The 18,023-nt window shown below is 68.1% G+C and carries 15 protein-coding genes; 12 read left to right on the forward strand and 3 right to left on the reverse strand.

The window, feature by feature from the left end:
- The first annotated feature begins 49 nt into the window (after positions 1–49).
- From HDC34_RS14805 to holA, 3 genes are read left to right on the forward strand one after another with little or no spacing between them, the layout of a single operon-like run.
- Complete coding sequence (locus HDC34_RS14805) at positions 50–724, forward strand: ComEA family DNA-binding protein (RefSeq protein ID WP_308807362.1); 675 nt, start codon at positions 50–52, stop codon at positions 722–724.
- Entirely contained in the window at positions 721–3,276 is a 2,556-nt protein-coding gene (locus tag HDC34_RS14810; RefSeq protein ID WP_179557555.1) for a ComEC/Rec2 family competence protein, read from the forward strand. Before HDC34_RS14805 ends, HDC34_RS14810 begins: the two co-directional genes overlap by 4 nt.
- Before the next feature lie 3 nt (positions 3,277–3,279).
- Positions 3,280–4,293: a DNA polymerase III subunit delta gene (holA, locus tag HDC34_RS14815; RefSeq protein ID WP_179557556.1), complete on the forward strand. Its 1,014-nt coding sequence runs from the start codon at positions 3,280–3,282 to the stop codon at positions 4,291–4,293.
- A 151-nt stretch (positions 4,294–4,444) separates the two neighbouring features.
- Here the strand turns inward: holA and HDC34_RS14820 are convergent, their stop codons facing one another.
- From HDC34_RS14820 to HDC34_RS14830, 3 genes are all read right to left on the reverse strand, one after another.
- Positions 4,445–5,035, reverse strand: a complete 591-nt coding sequence (locus HDC34_RS14820; RefSeq protein ID WP_179557557.1) for a DUF1697 domain-containing protein — start codon at positions 5,033–5,035, stop codon at positions 4,445–4,447.
- A 10-nt stretch (positions 5,036–5,045) separates the two neighbouring features.
- Positions 5,046–5,306, reverse strand: a complete 261-nt coding sequence (rpsT, locus tag HDC34_RS14825) for a 30S ribosomal protein S20 (protein ID WP_068493103.1) — start codon at positions 5,304–5,306, stop codon at positions 5,046–5,048.
- A 141-nt stretch (positions 5,307–5,447) separates the two neighbouring features.
- Complete coding sequence (locus HDC34_RS14830; protein ID WP_104311504.1) at positions 5,448–7,049, reverse strand: ABC-F family ATP-binding cassette domain-containing protein; 1,602 nt, start codon at positions 7,047–7,049, stop codon at positions 5,448–5,450.
- Between the two features lie 109 nt (positions 7,050–7,158).
- On the opposite strand from HDC34_RS14830, the gene lepA reads away from it, so the two are divergent.
- The 9 genes from lepA to recA all read left to right on the forward strand — a co-directional run bounded on the left by lepA (position 7,159) and on the right by recA (position 18,008).
- On the forward strand, positions 7,159–9,003 hold the full coding sequence (lepA, locus tag HDC34_RS14835; RefSeq protein ID WP_104253030.1) for a translation elongation factor 4: 1,845 nt from the start codon (positions 7,159–7,161) through the stop codon (positions 9,001–9,003).
- 46 nt (positions 9,004–9,049) lie between these two features.
- On the forward strand, positions 9,050–10,024 hold the full coding sequence (dapA, locus tag HDC34_RS14840; protein WP_104311505.1) for a 4-hydroxy-tetrahydrodipicolinate synthase: 975 nt from the start codon (positions 9,050–9,052) through the stop codon (positions 10,022–10,024).
- A 45-nt stretch (positions 10,025–10,069) separates the two neighbouring features.
- Entirely contained in the window at positions 10,070–11,743 is a 1,674-nt protein-coding gene (locus tag HDC34_RS14845; RefSeq protein ID WP_104311506.1) for a ribonuclease J, read from the forward strand.
- Positions 11,744–11,828: 85 nt separating this feature from the next.
- Positions 11,829–14,684, forward strand: coding sequence for a DNA translocase FtsK (locus HDC34_RS14850; protein WP_257023302.1), 2,856 nt, complete (start codon positions 11,829–11,831; stop codon positions 14,682–14,684).
- A gap of 14 nt (positions 14,685–14,698) precedes the next feature.
- Complete coding sequence (gene pgsA / locus HDC34_RS14855; RefSeq protein ID WP_179557558.1) at positions 14,699–15,328, forward strand: CDP-diacylglycerol--glycerol-3-phosphate 3-phosphatidyltransferase; 630 nt, start codon at positions 14,699–14,701, stop codon at positions 15,326–15,328.
- On the forward strand, positions 15,325–15,864 hold the full coding sequence (locus tag HDC34_RS14860; protein WP_179557559.1) for a CinA family protein: 540 nt from the start codon (positions 15,325–15,327) through the stop codon (positions 15,862–15,864). Before pgsA ends, HDC34_RS14860 begins: the two co-directional genes overlap by 4 nt.
- A 170-nt stretch (positions 15,865–16,034) precedes the next feature.
- Positions 16,035–16,346, forward strand: a complete 312-nt coding sequence (locus tag HDC34_RS14865; protein ID WP_104253024.1) for a helix-turn-helix domain-containing protein — start codon at positions 16,035–16,037, stop codon at positions 16,344–16,346.
- Positions 16,347–16,436: 90 nt separating this feature from the next.
- Positions 16,437–16,667: a DUF3046 domain-containing protein gene (locus tag HDC34_RS14870; protein WP_104311509.1), complete on the forward strand. Its 231-nt coding sequence runs from the start codon at positions 16,437–16,439 to the stop codon at positions 16,665–16,667.
- A 258-nt stretch (positions 16,668–16,925) separates the two neighbouring features.
- Positions 16,926–18,008 carry a recombinase RecA gene (recA, locus tag HDC34_RS14875; RefSeq protein WP_104311510.1) on the forward strand — a complete coding sequence of 361 codons (1,083 nt, stop codon included), beginning with the start codon at positions 16,926–16,928 and terminating at the stop codon, positions 18,006–18,008.
- Positions 18,009–18,023 lie beyond the last annotated feature (15 nt).

Raw genomic sequence — 18,023 nt, forward strand, 5'->3', positions numbered from 1 at the left:
ATGCGACTTCGAAGGCACCAGGATGCCCGAGCGGTCGTAGCGTGCGAGCGTGTCCGAATCCGAGCTGGCCGACCTCTTCGAGCGTCCGCCCCGACCGCGCCTGCGGATCGGGGTGGGCGCCGCTGTCGTGCTCGTGCTCGTCGTGCTCGCGGGGGCGATCGCGATCGCCGCGTTCCGGCCGACGCCGACCCTGGGAGCTGTCGGAGTGCCATCTCCGTCGGCCGGCTTCGAGCTCGACTCGACGGAGGCGCCCGCTGGCAGCGAGGGGGCGACCACCGAGACGCTGCTGGTGCACGTCGTCGGGGCGGTCGGGGCCCCTGGCGTCTATGAGGTTCCGCCAGGCGCACGCGTGGTCGACGGCATCGCCGCCGCCGGAGGTCTGGCGGCCGACGCCGACCCCTCGCTCCTCAACATGGCTCGCCTGCTGGTCGACGGCGAGCAGCTGCACATCCCTCGCGTCGGCGAGGCCCCTGTGGTGCCGGTCGGGGCGGGTGCCGAGCCGCCGGGCGCAGGGGGAGGCCCCGCCGCGGGCGGGGTCGTGAATCTGAACACGGCGACGGCGGCAGAGCTCGAGGAACTGCCTCGGATCGGGCCGGCGATGGCTGCCCGCATCATCGACTTCCGCGAGCAGAACGGCGGGTTCACGGCCGTCGAAGAGCTGAAGGAGGTCGCGGGCGTCGGCGACGCGACCTATGAGGGTCTCGTCGACCTGGTCACGGTGTGAAGAGCGGCGGCGTCGAGCGAGACCCGGCGCAGAGCGGTGCGCTTCTGCCTCCTCTGCAGGCCGAGCGCCTCGGCATCAGGGATGCTCGACTCGTCCCTGCGGCGAGCGCTGTCTGGGGTGTGGCCTGGCTGTGCGTGACGTTCCCAGGGACCGCCTGGGCGATCACGGTCGGGGCGGCGCTCCTCGCCCTCTGCTGCCTGGCGGCGGCGCTCGTCTGTCAGCCCGGATCGACCTCCTCGAGCGGGGTGCTGGCTACCCTGGCTGTCCTGGCCGCGGCGATGACGCTCGTGGCGGTGAGCGCTGCTGCCCAGCTCCCCGTCCGAGCGCCTGAGACGCTGCGGGCCGCAGCGGCCGAGGGGGCGACGCTCCGCGCGACTGGGACGCTCACAACCCTCGTGGGTGAGAGCGGGGTCGACGACCGTGAGCAGCGCGGCGACTGGGCCGGGGTGCAGCTCGAGGAAGCACCGCACTTCGAGGTGCTCCTCGACTCGTTCACGGCTGCGGGCAGCTCCGGAGGGGGTGGGGCCTCGCTGCTCGTCTTCGGTCAGCTGAGCATGCCGGAGGGCGCGGACGCGCGCATCCCCGGAATCGGCTCGCGGGTCGCGCTGCGCGGCGAACTGGGTCCGGCGGAGGCAGGTGACGGCGTGGCAGCCCTGGTCTTCCTCGACGGTCCCGCCGAGGTCGTGCAGAGCCCCGGCGGGCTCCTTGAGGTCACCGCGGGCGCGCGGGATGCGTTCGTGGGTGCTGCGCGAGGGCTGCCGGGGCCGGGTGCGCAGCTGCTGCCCGGTCTCTCGGTCGGAGACACCCGCCTCGTGACGCACGAGCTCGACGCCCAGATGAAGGCCGCCGCCCTGACGCACCTCACCGCCGTCTCCGGCGCGAACTGCGCCATCGTCGTCGCTGCCGTGCTGGTGGTCGGGCGCCTGCTCGGAGCCAGGCGCGGGGTGAGACTGGCCCTCGCCTCGGTGGTCCTCGCCGCCTTCGTGGCACTCGTGACACCGGAGGGGAGCGTCGTCAGGGCCAGCGTCATGGCGGGCGTCGTGTTGGCGCTCGAGGCCACGTCTCGTCGCGCGAGCGGGCTCGCGCTGCTCTCACTCGCGGTCCTCACCGTGCTCGTGGCAGATCCGTGGCGCAGCCGCGATTACGGTTTCGCGCTCTCGGCGCTCGCGACGCTGGGGCTGCTGACCCTCGCGAGTCCGATGAGCGACCGCCTCGCGAGGTTCATGCCCCGAGCTCTTTCCCTGGTCCTCGCGGTGCCGGCAGCGGCGCAGCTCGCCTGTCAGCCCGTCCTCCTGCTGCTCGCGCCACAGCTCCCGCTCTACGGCGTTGTCGCGAACGTGCTCGCCGCCCCGGCAGCGCCCGCCGCGACGCTCATCGGTCTCGTCGGCTGTCTCCTGCTCGGGCTCGCTCCTTGGCTGGGTCATGCGCTGCTCTGGGCGGCGTGGGTCCCGGCCCAGTGGATCGGGCTCGTGGCCGGCGCGGTCAGCTCCTGGCCGGGCGCCCTCCTCCCGTGGCCAGGCGGTCTTCTCGGCGCGCTCCTCTGCCTCCTCGCGGTCCTCGCGCTCGTCTTGCTCATCCAGCGCTGGCGAACGTGGCTCGCGCTCCTGCTCTGCGTGGCCCTCGTCGCCTACCTCGGCACAGTCGTGGGGCAGGCTGTCCACCTGAGGCGGAGCATCCCGAGCAACTGGCGGTATGCGGCGTGCGACATCGGCCAGGGGGATGCGCTGCTCGTGCGCACGGATGCCGGGACGGCGCTCATCGACACCGGTGCCGAGCCCGAGGCGCTGCTGTCCTGCTTCGAGACGCTCGGCGTCGGCCACCTGTCGATGCTGGTGCTGTCGCACTTCGATCTGGACCACACCGGGGCCGCGATGGCGATGGTCGAGTCTGGAGTCACCGTCGCGGTGCTGGTCGTCCCTGACACGAGCGAGGCCCGGGAGGAGCCGCTCGTCGCGGACCTCCGCGCATCCGGGGCTCAGGTCACGTACGCGGCGAGCGGCGACTCGTGGGCACTCGGCGACCTCACCTGGAACGCGCTCTGGCCAAAGCGTGGACGGAGTGGAGAGCCGTCAAGCGGGGGTGGCAACGATGGCAGCCTCGTGACGGTGCTCGAGCCGACGACGGCGTGCGTGTCCGTCTGCCTGTCCCTGGCCGCCCTCGGCGACCTGGGGGAGGAGGCGCAGCGCGACCTCCTTCGCGAGCACCCGCATCCGCGAGCCGACATCGTCAAGATGGCGCACCACGGTTCGCGTGACCAGAGCGCCAATCTGTACCAGGAGCTCGGCTCGTCGATCGGGCTCGTCTCGGTCGGCGCCGACAACGGCTACGGGCATCCGACGGATGCCGCGCTCGCGATGCTCACCGCAGCTGGCACGCAGCCGCTGCGCACCGACGAGCTCGGCACCATCGTGGTCGGGGGCACGGTCGGGGCCGGCGGCGGTCTGGACGAGCCGGTGGTCGCCGGGATCGAGACGGTCGCACGCACGAGGCTTCGACCGCGCTGGCACCGGAGCGCTTGGTCCCGAGCCCGCACCGGTCGTCGCTACCATTGACCCATGGCACAGGCGAAGCGGGCGAGCACCCCCAAGAGGGCGATCCCCGTCCTCACCCATCGCGAGGTGCGGCCAGCTGGCATCGTCCTCGTCAGCGGCCCGGAAGACTATTTCGCCGAGACCGCGATCACGCGGCTGCGTGATGTGCTCCGCGCCGAGTCGCCCGATCTCGAGATCACCGAGATCGACGCCTCGGGCTACTCGAGCGGCCACCTCACCACGCTCGTGAGCCCGTCGCTGTTCCTCGAGCCGCGCCTCGTCATCATCCGCGGTGTGCAGCAGTGCACCGACGCGCTCATCGCAGACGTCGTCGACTACACGAAGATCCCCGTGGACGGCGCAACGCTGGTGCTCAGGCACGGCGGGGGAGTCCGCGGCAAGAAGCTTCTCGACGCGGTCCGCGCCGCCAAGGACGTCGCCGTTGAGATCGACTGCCAGAAGCCGAAGCCGAGCGAGCTCGTCGACGTCGTCGTCGCCGAGGTCCGCGGCGCCGGCCGTCGCATCGAGCCGCAGGCGGCCGCGCTGCTCGTCGCCGCCTTCAACACCGACCTCGCCGAGCTCATCGGAGCCGCCCGTCAGCTCTTGACGGTCACCAGCGACACCATCACCGACGAGCACGTCGACAAGTACTTCGGAGGCCGCGTCGAGACGACCGGCTTCAAGATCGCGGATGCGGCGCTCGCGGGGCGAGTCCGCGATGCGCTCGCGCTTGTCCGGCACGGGTTCTCGACCGGGCTGCACCCCGTGCCCATCGTCTCGGCCGTCGCCTCGAAGCTGCGCATCATGGCGAAGGTGCAGGGCATCAGCGGGTCGGACGCGCAGATCGCAAGCCGTGCCGGGGCATCCCCCTGGCAAGTCGGCCAGGCCCGTCGTGAGCTGCGCGACTGGGATGACTCGTCGCTCGGACGCGCCATCACGCTCGTCGCCGAGACCGACCACGCCGTCAAGGGCGGAGGCAAGGACCCGCAGTTCGCCGTGGAGCGGATGCTCCGCTGCATCGCACTTCGCGACGTCTGACCGCATCCGCGTACCCTGGCCGGCTTCGGCTGACCAGCTTCCGTGATCGAACCGCGCCCGCGGGCCAACAGTGCTCTGCGGCGTGACTCTGAGCACGCAAGTTGGTCACGAGGCCGGACCGTCGCCTCAGGGCAGGCCCGAGAGGCGGCCCCTAGAGCTTCGCGGCGATCCGCAGCACGGTGCCCCAGGTGCGGACCGTGGCCGGTCCGCTCGACGGGTCCGAGCTCTTCGGCCGGCCGAGGCGCTGCAGCACGGGCGACTGGATCTGCCCGTTGGGGCAGGAGACGTAGATCTCGCGACCGTGCACGGCCCAGCGGTCGTCCTCGAGGTCGACGCCGTCGAGCGCGGCCGCGACGCGCTTCTCCGGTGGCTCCGCGCAGAACACGACGACGTAGCGGCTCGGATGCGGGTCGAGATGCCTGAACGGGTCCAGCTCGACCACCGCTCGCCACTCGTCCGCGTCGCGCACGAGCGTCGGCACGTCGAGGTCGAAGGCAGCCGCTATCTCTGCGCGGAGCCTCGTCTCGAGTTCGGCGTTCGACTCCGCTGGCGGAGCGTTGAACAGCACGTTGCCCGTCTGCAGGATCGTCGCGAGACCGGTGTGCCCGGCGGCCTCGAGCGCGGCCTTGAGGTCCGCCATCGGGAGCTTCCGGTGCTGACCGAGGTTGATGCTCTGCAGCAGGGCGATACGACGAATCGACCCCCGCACCTCGGACGAGGATGCGGGGGTCGATGTCGGCATGACGGGAGGCTTAGAGCGCTGCGACCGTCTTGGCGATGGCCGACTTGCGGTTCGCTGCCTGGTTCTTGTGGATGACGCCCTTGGAGACGGCCTTGTCGAGCTTCTTGGCAGCGAAGGTGAGCGCGAGCTCAGCCTGCTCCTTGTTGCCTTCGGAGACAGCCGAACGCACGCGACGGATAGCCGTGCGGAGTTCGCTCTTGTAGGCGCGGTTGCGCTCGGTCGCCTTGCGGTTGGTGCCGATGCGCTTGATCTGCGACTTGATATTTGCCACGTTGCTTCTTTCTTACAGGAAGGTGTACTGGAACGGTGCCGCACGGAAGAGGGCCGTGCCGCCAATCCGCGCCGAGTGGGCGACGCGTAAGCCAAACAGAAACTCTACCAGGCTTCAGGCGACGTCGGTACCCGGCAGTGGTTATGCCGGATCCGCGATGGTGATCTCGAGCTCGGCTGGCGCATCCGTCTTCGTGCCGAACACGACCGTACCGGTCGCGACCTTGTCGATGAAGAACCGGTCGTGGCTGACGACGATGACGGCGCCGGGGAAGTGCACGAGCGCGCGCTCCATGACCTGCGTGCTCGGCAGGTCGAGGTGGTTGGTCGGCTCGTCGAGCACGAGCACGGAGGCGCCGGAGAGCAGGCACTGGGCCATCGCGACTCTGGCGCGCTGGCCACCGGAGAGGGTCCCGATCCGGGACTTCAGCTCCGCCTCGCTGAAGCGGAACATGCTGAGGAACCGGGCTACGGACTTCTTCGTGGCTCGGAGCGCGATGCTGTCCGGCATGGCGTTGACCGAGTGCGAGACGGTGTCCGACTCGTCGAGCTCGGCGAGCACCTGGTTGTAGGAGACGACCTTGACGCCGTTCGGCCAGTCGACCCGCCCGGTATCGGCCTTCTCCTCTCCCGTGAGCACGCGCAGAAGCGTCGACTTGCCGCTGCCGTTCGGGCCGATGACCGCGATGCGGTCGCCGCGGTGCACTTCGAAGGTGACGTCGTCGAAGAGCGTGCGCTCGCCGTAGCTCTTGCCGAGGCCGGAGACGCGCGCGAGCACATCCTTGACGTGCAGTGAGCCGTAGATCTCGGTGACGATCTCGTCGACCGGCCGGGGCGCGCGCTTCTTCTTGATGCTCGAGAGGCGCTTGCCGAGCCCCTTGCCGCCCGCCTTCGCGGCCTCGCGCCGGTCGGAGATGCCCTCGGCCTCGAAGGCGAGTAGCTCCGCCTCGTGCACGAACTGCGCCTGGAGGGTCTTGAGTCTGAACTGCTTCTGGATGACGTACTCGCCGAAGTCACCCGGGTACTCGTGCAGGTGCAGGTTCTCGACCTCGAGGATGCGCGTGACCACTGCATCCAGGAACGTGCGGTCGTGCGACACGATGATCGCGGCGCCGCGGAACGAGCGGAACCACGTCTCGAGCCATTCGACGCCGGCGACGTCGAGGAAGTTCGTGGGCTCGTCGAGCAGCAGCACGTCTGGCTGCTCGAGCAGGAGCTTGGCAAGGGCCGCGCGGTTGCGCCAGCCGCCGGAGAGCTTCTCGATGGGGCTCGTGCGGTGGTCGTCGTTGAAGCCGAGCTTCGTGAGGGCGGTGTCGATGTGGCGCTTGTAGTCCCAGCCGTCCGCCCGGTCCATCTCCTCGAAGAGCTCGGACTGACGCAGGATGAGGCGGTCGAGCGAGTCGGCGTCCGGTTCGGCCGCGATGGCGGCGTCGATCTGCGCGAGCTCCGCCTCCATCTCGTGGACGTGAGCGAAGAGCGTCTCGAGCGTCTCGAGGATCGTCGAGGAGCCGTCGAGCTCGGAGAACTGCGAGAAGTAGCCGATGCGCACGCCGTCGTCGATCGACACGGTCCCGTTGTCGGGCGAGACCTGCTCGAGGATGAGCTTGAGGAGCGTCGACTTCCCCGAGCCGTTCTGGCCGATGAGCCCGATGCGGTCGCCCCGGTCGAGCGTGAGGAAGACCTCCTTGAGTACGGGGGAGGGGCCGAAGCCGACCTCGACGTCGTTGAGGCGGATGAGACTCATGCAGTGGTGCCTTCCTGGGCGTTCTCGGGCGGTGCGTGCCGCTGGCAGCGCGCGCGATCACCGGGCGATGAGCGGCGGACTCGCGGCTCATGGGAGGATAGGCGACACCATGTCACCACGCGCCTCCACTCCGCTCGAGCCGGCTCAGACCGACCCCGCCCGGATCCGCAATTTCTGCATCATCGCCCACATCGACCATGGCAAGTCCACCTTGGCCGACCGGATGCTGCAGCTCACGGGCTCCGTCGATGAGCGCGCCATGCGTGCACAGTACCTCGACCGCATGGACATCGAGCGCGAGCGCGGCATCACGATCAAAAGCCAGGCCGTGCGCATGCCGTGGGCCGTCGAGGGCGACACCTTCGCGCTGAACATGATCGACACGCCCGGCCACGTCGACTTCTCGTACGAGGTCTCCCGCTCGCTCGCCGCCTGCGAGGGCGCCATCCTTCTTGTGGACGCCGCGCAGGGCATCGAGGCCCAGACGCTCGCGAACCTGTACCTGGCGATGGAGAACGACCTGGAGATCATCCCGGTCCTCAACAAGATCGACCTGCCTGCCGCCGACCCCGACCGTTTCGCGGCCGAGATCGCGAACCTCATCGGCGGCGACCCCGACGACGTGCTGCGAGTGAGCGGCAAGACGGGCATGGGCGTCGAGGAGCTCCTCGACCGAGTCGTCGAGCGCATCCCAGCCCCCGTCGGGGTGGCGGATGCACCGGCGCGCGCGATGATCTTCGACTCGGTCTACGACGCCTACCGCGGCGTCGTCACCTACGTCCGTGTCGTCGACGGCGAGCTCAAGGCCCGCGACAAGATCAAGATGATGTCGACCGGCTCCACGCACGAGATGCTCGAGATCGGCGTCTCGTCGCCAGAGCCCACCGTGGCCAAGGGCCTCGGCGTCGGCGAGGTCGGCTATCTCATCACGGGCGTCAAGGACGTCCGCCTCTCGAAGGTCGGCGACACCGTCACGGGAAGCACGCGGCCGTCCGAGGACCCGCTGCCCGGTTACACCGAGCCGAAGCCCATGGTCTTCTCCGGTCTCTACCCGATCGACGCCGGCGACTACCCGGAGCTGCGTGAGGCGCTTGACAAGCTCAAGCTCTCCGACGCCGCCCTCAACTACGAGCCGGAGACGTCCGTCGCGCTCGGCTTCGGCTTCCGCGTCGGCTTCCTCGGCCTCCTCCACCTGGAGATCGTCACCGAGCGCCTCATGCGCGAGTTCGACCTCGATCTCATCACGACCGCGCCGTCGGTCGTCTACGAGGTCAAGACGGAGGACAAGCAGCTCCACACGGTCACGAACCCGAGCGAGTACCCGGAGGGCAAGATCCTCGAGGTGCGGGAGCCGATGATGCGCGCGGCGATCCTCGCGCCGAAGGACTACGTCGGCAAGATCATGGAGCTCTGCGAGGGCAAGCGCGGAACGCTCATCAGCATGGACTACCTCAGCGAGGAGCGCGTCGAGTTGCGCTACTCGATGCCGCTCGGCGAGATCGTGTTCGACTTCTTCGACCAGCTGAAGAGCCGGACGCAGGGGTACGCCTCCCTCGACTACGAGCCCATGGGCGACCAGGTCGCCGACCTCGTGAAGGTCGACATCCTCCTGCAGGGTGAGCGCGTCGACGCGTTCAGCGCCGTCATCCACAAGGACAAGGCGTACGCCTACGGGCTCCTCATGACCGAGCGCCTGCGCAAGCTCATCCCGCGCCAGCAGTTCGAGGTGCCGATCCAGGCAGCGATCGGCGCCCGCATCATCGCCCGCGAGACCATCCGCGCCATCCGCAAGGACGTGCTGGCCAAGTGCTACGGCGGCGACATCTCGCGAAAGCGCAAGCTGCTCGAGAAGCAGAAGGCCGGCAAGAAGCGCATGAAGATGGTCGGCCGCGTGGAAGTGCCGCAGGAGGCGTTCATCGCCGCCCTGAGCGGCGATGTCGAGAAGAAGAAGTAGCAAGAAGACGCAGTCTTTACCTAGTGGAAGTAGCCTGAGAGACGTGATGGAACAGGACAACCCTTTCGGCCAGGTGCTCGTCGCACTCGTGACCCCGATGACGCACGACGGAGAAGTCGATTGGGCGGGCGTCGAGAAGCACATCGACGACGTCATCTCGGCTGGCGCTGACGGCATCGTCGTCACCGGGACGACCGGCGAGACGTCGACGCTCACCGACGCCGAGAAGCTCAAGCTCGTCGTCGTCGGCAAGGAGGTCTCGGCAGGGCGCGCCAAGATCATCACCGGTGGCCCGTCGAACGAGACCGCGCACGCCATCCAGCTCGCCAAGCAGTCGGCGGATGCGGGTGCCGACGGCGTCATGGCCGTCACCCCGTACTACAACAAGCCGACGCAGGCGGGTGTGCTCACGCACTTCCGCATGATCGCGGACGCGACCGACCTGCCGCTCATCCTCTACGACATCCCGGGCCGCACCGGCATCCCGATCACGTACGAGACGATCCTGCGCCTCGCGAAGCACCCGAACATCATCGCGGTGAAGGACGCCAAGGGCGACCTCGCCCAGGTGTCGCGTGTGCTCAACCAGACGGAGCTGCTCTACTTCTCGGGCGACGACGCCAACACGCTGCCGCTCCTCTCGATCGGCGCGACCGGCCTCATCGGCGTGACCGCGAACATCGCGTCGCAGCCGTACCGCACGATGGTCGACGCCGTCAACGCGGGCGACCTCCGGACGGCGACGGATGCGCACAAGCGCCTCGAGCCGCTCGTCCGGGCCACCATGACCCACGTTCCGGGCACCGTGGCGACCAAGTACATCCTGCACGGCCTCGGCCGTATCCAGTCCCCGCGAGTCCGGTTGCCGCTTGTCGGTCCGGAGGAGTGGGAAGCCGCCCTCATCGAGGACGAGCTCGACCTGGTTCGCGACGTCGAAGGCGCGAGCTTCACGAACTTCCGGCCTGACCGCAACGCGGCCGCGGGTGGTGCGCTCCCGCGCATCCCAGGCACAACCCGCTGATTCGACCATCTCACCAGCGGCAACGCTGACTTCTCTAAGGCTCATATGACAAAGACCGAACACCTTCCCAAGCTCGCTGCAGGCTCCATGCGGATCATCCCGCTCGGAGGCCTGGGCGAGGTCGGCCGCAACATGGCGACGTTCGAGATCGACGGGAAGATCCTCATCGTCGACTGCGGCGTGCTCTTCCCCGAAGAGACGCAGCCCGGCGTCGACCTGATCCTCCCGGACTTCGACTCGATCCGCGCTCGTCTGGACGACGTCGTCGGCATCGTGCTGACCCACGGCCACGAGGACCACATCGGAGCGGTGCCGTACATCCTCCGCCTCAAGCCGGACATCCCACTCATCGGCTCGACGCTGACGCTCGCGCTCGTCGAGGCGAAGCTCAAAGAGCACCGCATCAAGCCGTACACGCTCACGGTGGCGGAGGGGCAGGTCGAGGAGCTCGGCCCGTTCTCGCTCGAGTTCGTGGCCGTCAACCACTCGATCCCGGATGCGCTCGCCGTGCACATCACGACGGACGCGGGCACCGTGCTCCACACGGGCGACTTCAAGATGGACCAGCTGCCGCTCGACGGTCGCCTGACGGACCTCCGCGCGTTCGCGCGACTCGGCGAAGAGGGCATCGACCTCTTCATGGCCGACTCCACGAACGCCGAGGTTCCGGGCTTCACGCCGACGGAGCGCAACATCGGCCCGGTCATCGAGGACGTGATCTCGCGCACCAAGGGCAAGGTCGTCGTCGCGAGCTTCTCGAGCCACGTGCACCGCGTGCAGCAGGTCATCGACGCGGCGGCGGCCAACGGTCGCCGCGTCGCGCTCATGGGGCGTTCCATGGTGCGCAACATGGGCATCGCGTCCGAGCTCGGCTACCTCAACGTGCCGCAGGGTGTGCTCATCGACCACAAGAAGGCGCTGAAGCTCCCCGACAACGAGATCGTCTTCATGTCGACGGGGTCGCAGGGCGAGCCGATGGCTGTCCTCAGTCGCATCGCGTCGAAGACGCACGCCATCGAGGTGGGGGAGGACGACACCGTCATCCTCGCCTCGAGCCTCATCCCGGGCAACGAGAACTCGGTGTTCCGCGTCATCAACGCGCTCATCAAGCTCGGCGCGAACGTCGTGCACAAGGCCAACGCCAACGTCCACGTCTCGGGCCACGCCGCGGCGGGCGAGCTGCTCTACTGCTACAACATCCTGCAGCCGCGTCAGGTCATGCCCGTGCATGGTGAGATCCGTCACCTCGTCGCCAACGCCGAGATCGCGAAGAAGTCCGGCATCGCCGACGAGAACGTGCTGATCGTCGAGAACGGTGCCGTCATCGACATGAAGGACGGCGTCGCTCGTCAGGTCGCCCAGCTCGACATCGGCTTCATCTACGTCGACGGCTCGACCGTCGGGACGATCACCGACGCGGACCTCAAGGACCGCCGCATCCTCGCTGAAGAAGGATTCATCTCCATCTTCACCGTGGTCGAGGCGGCGACAGGCAACATCCTCGTCGGACCTGAGATCCACGCGCGAGGCTTCGCTCCGGATGAGGCTGTCTTCGACGACATCATCCCCGGCATCCAGAAGGCGCTCAAGGAGGCCGTCGAGGCAGGCAACTCGAACTCCTACCAGCTCTCGCAGGTCGTGCGTCGCACGATCGGCCGCTGGGTCAACACGAAGCACCGCCGTCACCCGATGATCATCCCGGTGGTCATCGAAGCCTGACGTCATGCTCCGGGGGCCGCCGATCTCGGCGGCTCTCGGGGCGTCATCCTCGATCCTGTCGGTGGCCGCAGGTACCTTGGGCACCATGGCCACAACCTCGTCCAACACGAAGCGAACCCCCGCGCCCAAGAAGCGGGCGAGCGCGGCAGCTGCCAAGGCTCCGGTGGAGACCGAGAAGCCTGGCATCGCCACCCGCGCCTGGATGGCAGCGGCGAACGTCGCGGGCCAGACAGCTCGTGCGTTGGGGCCCGAGACGCTTGAGAAGGATCAGCGGCGCGACGGATTCCCGTTCCTGCTCTTCCTGCTCGCGGTCATCGGCGGCGTGGTCGTCTGGTTCTTCCCGGGCAACGGCGTCGCCACAGCCCTCAACGACTTCACCTTCGGCGGGCTCTTCGGCCGCATCTCCTATGCCCTTCCGGTGGTGCTGGCCTTCTTCGCGCTGTGGCTGTTCCGGCACCCTTCGTCGGTCAGCGACAACGGACGCATCGGGGTCGGCCTGTTCCTCGGCCTGGTCTCGAGCTCCGCGATCTGCCACGTCATCGCGGACAACCCGGACCCGGCCAACGGCATGCCCGCGCTTGCGCTTGGCGGCGGGGTGTTCGGGTGGCTCCTCGGTGGCACCCTCGGGGTCATCATCACCCCGATCGGCGCGGCCATCGTCGCCGGCCTGCTTGTCCTGCTCTCGGTCTTCATCATCACGAAGACCCCACCGCACAAGGTCGTCTCTCGACTGCGCGAGCTCTGGGAGTGGATGTTCGGCATCGACGAGGAGTCCGCGGCGCACGCACGCTCCGCGAAGCCTGGCAAGGCAGTCGGTGCTGACGACGAGAGCCTGCTCGGTGACGACGACCGCTCGCGTTCCGCCGACGCCGAGCGACTTCCCTGGTGGCGCCGGAACGAGTCCGGCCGTGAAGACGACGTCGACTACGAGGAGCAGCCGTACGAGACGGCGGTCGCCGACACCAAGAAGCACGAGCACCACCGCATCGATCCAGAGGCGACGACGACCGTGCTGCGAGGGCTCACCTCGGAAGATCCCGACAATGCCGTCACCGGACCGCAGCCCACCGCGGTGCTCCCGGGCCTGCGTATGGACGACGCGACCGATGTCATCGACGTCGCCGATCCCACCCTCTTCTCCGCGACCGGCATCCAGGACGACTCGACGCCGACCGACCCGGACGAGTTCGCCGACCTCTTCGGGGCGCCGGCGGCTTCTGCGGCGGCCGTCGTGACGACCCCGTCCCCGGAGGCTGCTCCCGCAGCCGCGGATGATGACGGTGAGCAGTGGGACTCCCGCGACGCCGACTCGTCCGGCCAGGGGTACAGCCTCCCAGTGCAGTCGATGCTGTCCAGGGGTGCGCCCGCGCTGGCCCGCACCGAGGCGAACGACCTCATCGTGGAAGCGCTGAACTCCACCTTCGCTCAGTTCAAGGTCGACGCCAAGGTGACCGGCTTCTCGAGGGGCCCGACGGTGACGCGCTACGAGGTCGAGGTGGCCCCCGGCGTCAAGGTCGAGCGAGTCACGCAGCTCTCGAACAACATCGCGTACGCGGTCAAGAGCAATCAGGTGCGCATCCTGTCTCCGATCCCCGGCAAGAGCGCCATCGGCGTCGAGATCCCCAACTCCGACCGCGAGGTCGTGTCCCTCGGCGACGTCCTCCAGTCGCCCGAGTCGATCGCCGCCAGGCACCCCATGACGATCGGCGTCGGCAAGGACGTCGAGGGCGGCTTCGTGCTCGCCAACCTCGCGAAGATGCCGCACCTTCTCGTGGCCGGTGCCACGGGAGCCGGAAAGTCGAGCTTCGTCAACTCGATGATCGTGTCGCTCCTGATGCGGGCGACGCCTGCCGAGGTGCGCATGGTGCTCGTCGACCCGAAGCGGGTCGAGCTGACCCCATACAGTGGCGTCCCCCACCTCATCACGCCCATCATCACGAACCCCAAGAAGGCAGCGGAGGCGCTGCAGTGGGTCGTGAAGGAGATGGAGATGCGCTACGACGATCTGGAGAGCTTCGGCTACCGGCACGTCGACGACTTCAACGCTGCGATCCGCTCCGGCGGCATCATCCTGCCTGAAGGGTCGAAGCGAAAGCTCAAGCCCTACCCGTATCTGCTCGTCGTGGTCGACGAGCTCGCCGAGCTCATGATGGTCGCCCCTCGCGACGTCGAGGACTCCATCGTCCGTATCACCCAGCTCGCCCGCGCCGCGGGAATCCACCTCGTGCTCGCCACGCAGCGTCCGAGCGTCGACGTCGTCACGGGACTCATCAAGGCCAACGTGCCGAGCCGCCTCGCGTTCGCCGTGACCAGCTCCACCGACTCACGCGTCATCCTCGACCAGGTCGGTGCCGAGTCGCTCATCGGGCAGGGTGACGCGCTCTTCCTGCCGTCTGGGGCGAACAAGGCCGCTCGAGTGCAAGGAGCGTGGGTCAACGACAAAGAGATCATGGAGATCGTCGCTCACGTCAAGCGTCAGGCGCAGCCCGAGTACCGGGCCGACGTGGCGCAGGTCGTGGAGAAGAAGGAGATCGACGCCGACATCGGGGACGACCTCGAGCTGCTGCTCGCGGCGGCGGAGCTCGTCGTGAACTCGCAGTTCGGCTCGACCTCGATGCTGCAGCGCAAGCTGCGCGTCGGCTTCGCCAAGGCCGGACGCCTCATGGACCTGATGGAGTCCCGCGAGATCGTCGGGCCATCGGAGGGCTCGAAGGCCCGCGACGTGCTCGTCACGGCCGAAGAGCTGCCCGGTGTCCTCGCGCGCATCCGTGGACAGGACCCGGCCATGAGTGCCGCCGCGCCGGCGGCCGCAGCGCCCCTGGCCGAGCCTGACGGCATGGCTGCGTCGTTCGACGCAGTCGCCGCCCAATACGATGGGCTTGAAGAAGTCGAAGGCGAGAGCGGCGACGAAGACGCCTGGGGTCTGACGGGGCGCGACTAGCGAGAGGCAGCACCATGACCGGTCGAATACTCCGTGGAGGCGACGGGCCGGTGAGCAACTGGTGCGTGCCGAACCTCATCACGATCGCGCGCATCCTGCTGGTGCCCGTCTTCGTGTGGTTCCTCCTGCTGGACGGCAACACCGATGGTGCCTGGCGCTGGGCGGCCGCCGTGCTGTTCATCGTGGCTATCGCGACCGACAGCCTTGACGGGCACATCGCCCGCAGCCGGAACCTCATCACGGACCTCGGCAAGCTCCTCGACCCCATCGCCGACAAGGCGCTCACCGGCACCGCGCTGGTGATGCTCTCCGTGCTCGGCGAGCTCCCGTGGTGGGTGACGATCATCATCCTCGTGCGCGAGCTGGGTATCACCTTCTGGCGACTGGCGGTCGCCAAGAAGCGCGTCCTGCCGGCCGGGCGAGGCGGCAAGCTCAAGACGCTTGTCCAGGCGTTCGCCATCTCGCTTGCGCTGCTCCCGCTCTGGGTCGTCTTCGGGGACTGGGTGCACTGGGTCAACATCGTCTTCATGTCGGCGGCGTTCATCCTCACCGTGTGGTCCGGGATCGACTACCTCTGGCAGGCCTACCGGCCGCAGAACAAGAAAACGCCCGAGCTTCGGGCCGACGACGGGACCCAGCGATGACCGGCGGAATCACCCCAGCACTGCCGCAGACGATCGAGCTGGGGCGGGTGCTGCTCGAGGCCGGCCTCAGCATCGGCGTCGCCGAGTCCCTCACCGGAGGCGCACTCGTCGCAGAGCTCGTCAAGATCCCTGGCATCTCCGCATCGCTCGCGGGCGGCATCGTCGCCTACCGCACCGAGCTCAAGCACTCGCTGCTCGGGGTCGACGAGGACCTCCTGGCCGAGCGGGGACCGGTCGACCCTGATGTCGCCGCCGCCATGGCACTCGGCGCGCGGACCGCTCTTGCCGCTGGTCGTGGCGAGCGCCTCGACATCGGACTCTCGACCACGGGCGTCGCAGGCCCGCAGGCGCAGGCCGGCCGAGCTCCCGGCGTGGTCTTCGTCGGCATCTCCTCGCTCTTCGGCGACAAGGTCGTCGAACTCGACTTCTCCTCGCTGGTCCGTCTCGACGACCCCGCCGGCAGCCGGCAGCGGGTCCGCGGCGCCACCGTCGAGGCAGCCGTTCACAACGTGCTGGAAATGCTCGTGGAACACTGACGCGGTATCGTGAGCGAAGCTTCCTCGAAGGTTGAGTCGAATCGCCTCAACATTCGGCTTTCTTTCAGGAATACCATCGATGTTTGCTTGGTTGTTCTCAGCGTGACGAAGTCTCCACGAAGTCTCGTAAGTTACAGTTCTTGGCATACGGCAGTAAGGAGGACCCCGCTATGGTCCTAGCGCGTCAAGAGATCGGTGAAGTCCTGCGCGATGTGCGCCTGCGTAAGGGGCACACGCTCCGGCAGGTCGCGGGTCGCGCCTCGGTTGCACTCGGCTACCTGAGTGAGGTCGAGCGCGGGCAAAAGGAAGCCTCGAGCGAGATTCTCGCGTCGGTGGCGGAAGCCCTCGAGACCCCCCTCTCAACCATCTATCGCGAAGTGGGCGACCGTCTGGCCGTCCACGAACGCTTCGACACGAGCATCCCGGACACCGTTCCGGACGACCTCCTGCTCGGAGTTCGCAAGCCACTCGTCACGCGTTAGCGCGACGCTCTCGCAGGGTTCTCCTGGTCGAGAGAAGCGACCGACGGCGCCGCAGCATCAGCTGCGGCGCCGTCGGCGTACGCTTGGGGGATGCGCAAAAGCGAGTTCGACAGGGCCGTGGTCGATGAATTCGGTGACGCCTACGGGCGCTCCCTGATGCGCGACCTGGTGCTCGGGGCTGTCGGGGACCGCACGGCGCTGCAGGCGCTTGACGACGGAGTCGAGCCGCGCGACATCTGGCTCGCGCTCTGCGCGGACACGGGAGTGCCAGAGTCCAGGCGTCACGGCGTCGGCACGATAGATCCCCGGACTCGGGACTGACCTCGACCTCCTGAGCCACTGCCTTCCATCCGACACGCCTGTCGGATGTTCGAAGTCGTGTTCGAAGCGCGTAGGGTGTTCATGTCGGACTCCTCGGAGACTTGTCCACAGATGAGGGACCTCGATCACGGAATGTCGGTGGTCGCCTCTAGCGTGATTGTCGAGTAGCCAAGGAACCCGATCCGCCTTGTCGTCAGCGCTCTCCATCAGCGCGCGACAGCCGAGAGGCGACCGCCACATTCCGAGAGGACCACCACCATGCCAAACCCAGCAGACCGCGAAAAGGCTCTTGACGCCGCACTCGCCCAGATCGACCGCCAGTTCGGCAAGGGGTCGGTCATGCGCCTCGGGAGCGACGAGCGCGCACCCGTCGAGACCATCCCAACCGGATCCGTCGCACTCGACGTCGCGCTCGGCATCGGGGGGCTCCCTCGCGGCCGCATCGTCGAGATCTACGGGCCGGAGTCCTCGGGGAAGACCACGCTGACGCTCCACGCCATCGCGAACGCGCAGCGTGCCGGTGGCATCGCGGCCTTCATCGACGCGGAGCACGCGCTCGACCCCGAGTACGCGAAGAAGCTCGGCGTCGACATCGACGCTCTCCTCGTGGCCCAGCCAGACACCGGTGAGCAAGCGCTCGAGATCACGGACATGCTGATCCGCTCTGGCTCCGTCGACCTCGTTGTCATCGACTCCGTGGCGGCCCTCGTGCCGAAGGCTGAGATCGAAGGGGAGATGGGCGACAGCCACGTCGGACTCCAGGCGCGCCTCATGTCGCAGGCCCTCCGCAAGCTCACGGGTGGGCTCAGCCAGACGAAGACCACCGCCATCTTCATCAACCAGCTCCGCGAGAAGATCGGCGTCTTCTTCGGCAGCCCCGAGACGACCGCCGGTGGAAAGGCGCTGAAGTTCTACGCCTCGGTCCGCCTCGACATCCGTCGCATCGAGACCCTGAAGGATGGCACGGACGCCGTCGGCAACCGCACCCGCGTGAAGGTCGTCAAGAACAAGATGGCACCGCCCTTCAAGCAGGCGGAGTTCGACATCCTCTACGGGGTCGGCATCTCCCGTGAGGGCTCGCTCATCGACTTCGGGGTCGAGCACGGCCTCGTGCGCAAGTCGGGCGCCTGGTACACCTACGAGGGCGACCAGCTCGGGCAGGGCAAGGAGAACGCCCGCAACTTCCTCATCCAGCACCCCGAGATCGCCGAGGAGATCGAGCGCAAGATCCTCGCCAAGCTCGGTGTCGGCCAGCCAGCCGACTCGCCTGCCGAGGCCGTCGAGGCACCGCTCGCGCCTGTCGCCGCCGAGGCGAAGGTCGCTCAGCGGCGCGGCGCATGACCGACGAGCTCGCTC

It is taken from the genome of Pseudoclavibacter sp. JAI123 (assembly GCF_013409665.1).
In the GTDB taxonomy this organism is placed as follows: Bacteria; Actinomycetota; Actinomycetes; order Actinomycetales; family Microbacteriaceae; genus Pseudoclavibacter.

Coding starts and splice junctions, on each gene's coding strand:
- holA (WP_179557556.1), top strand. CDS start 3,280: ATGGCACAGGCGAAGCGGGCGAGCACCCCCAAGAGGGCGATCCCCGTC.
- HDC34_RS14820 (WP_179557557.1), bottom strand. CDS start 5,035: ATGCCGACATCGACCCCCGCATCCTCGTCCGAGGTGCGGGGGTCGATT.
- HDC34_RS14830 (WP_104311504.1), bottom strand. CDS start 7,049: ATGAGTCTCATCCGCCTCAACGACGTCGAGGTCGGCTTCGGCCCCTCC.
- lepA (WP_104253030.1), top strand. CDS start 7,159: ATGTCACCACGCGCCTCCACTCCGCTCGAGCCGGCTCAGACCGACCCC.
- dapA (WP_104311505.1), top strand. CDS start 9,050: ATGGAACAGGACAACCCTTTCGGCCAGGTGCTCGTCGCACTCGTGACC.
- HDC34_RS14845 (WP_104311506.1), top strand. CDS start 10,070: ATGACAAAGACCGAACACCTTCCCAAGCTCGCTGCAGGCTCCATGCGG.
- HDC34_RS14850 (WP_257023302.1), top strand. CDS start 11,829: ATGGCCACAACCTCGTCCAACACGAAGCGAACCCCCGCGCCCAAGAAG.
- pgsA (WP_179557558.1), top strand. CDS start 14,699: ATGACCGGTCGAATACTCCGTGGAGGCGACGGGCCGGTGAGCAACTGG.
- HDC34_RS14860 (WP_179557559.1), top strand. CDS start 15,325: ATGACCGGCGGAATCACCCCAGCACTGCCGCAGACGATCGAGCTGGGG.
- HDC34_RS14865 (WP_104253024.1), top strand. CDS start 16,035: ATGGTCCTAGCGCGTCAAGAGATCGGTGAAGTCCTGCGCGATGTGCGC.
- HDC34_RS14870 (WP_104311509.1), top strand. CDS start 16,437: ATGCGCAAAAGCGAGTTCGACAGGGCCGTGGTCGATGAATTCGGTGAC.
- recA (WP_104311510.1), top strand. CDS start 16,926: ATGCCAAACCCAGCAGACCGCGAAAAGGCTCTTGACGCCGCACTCGCC.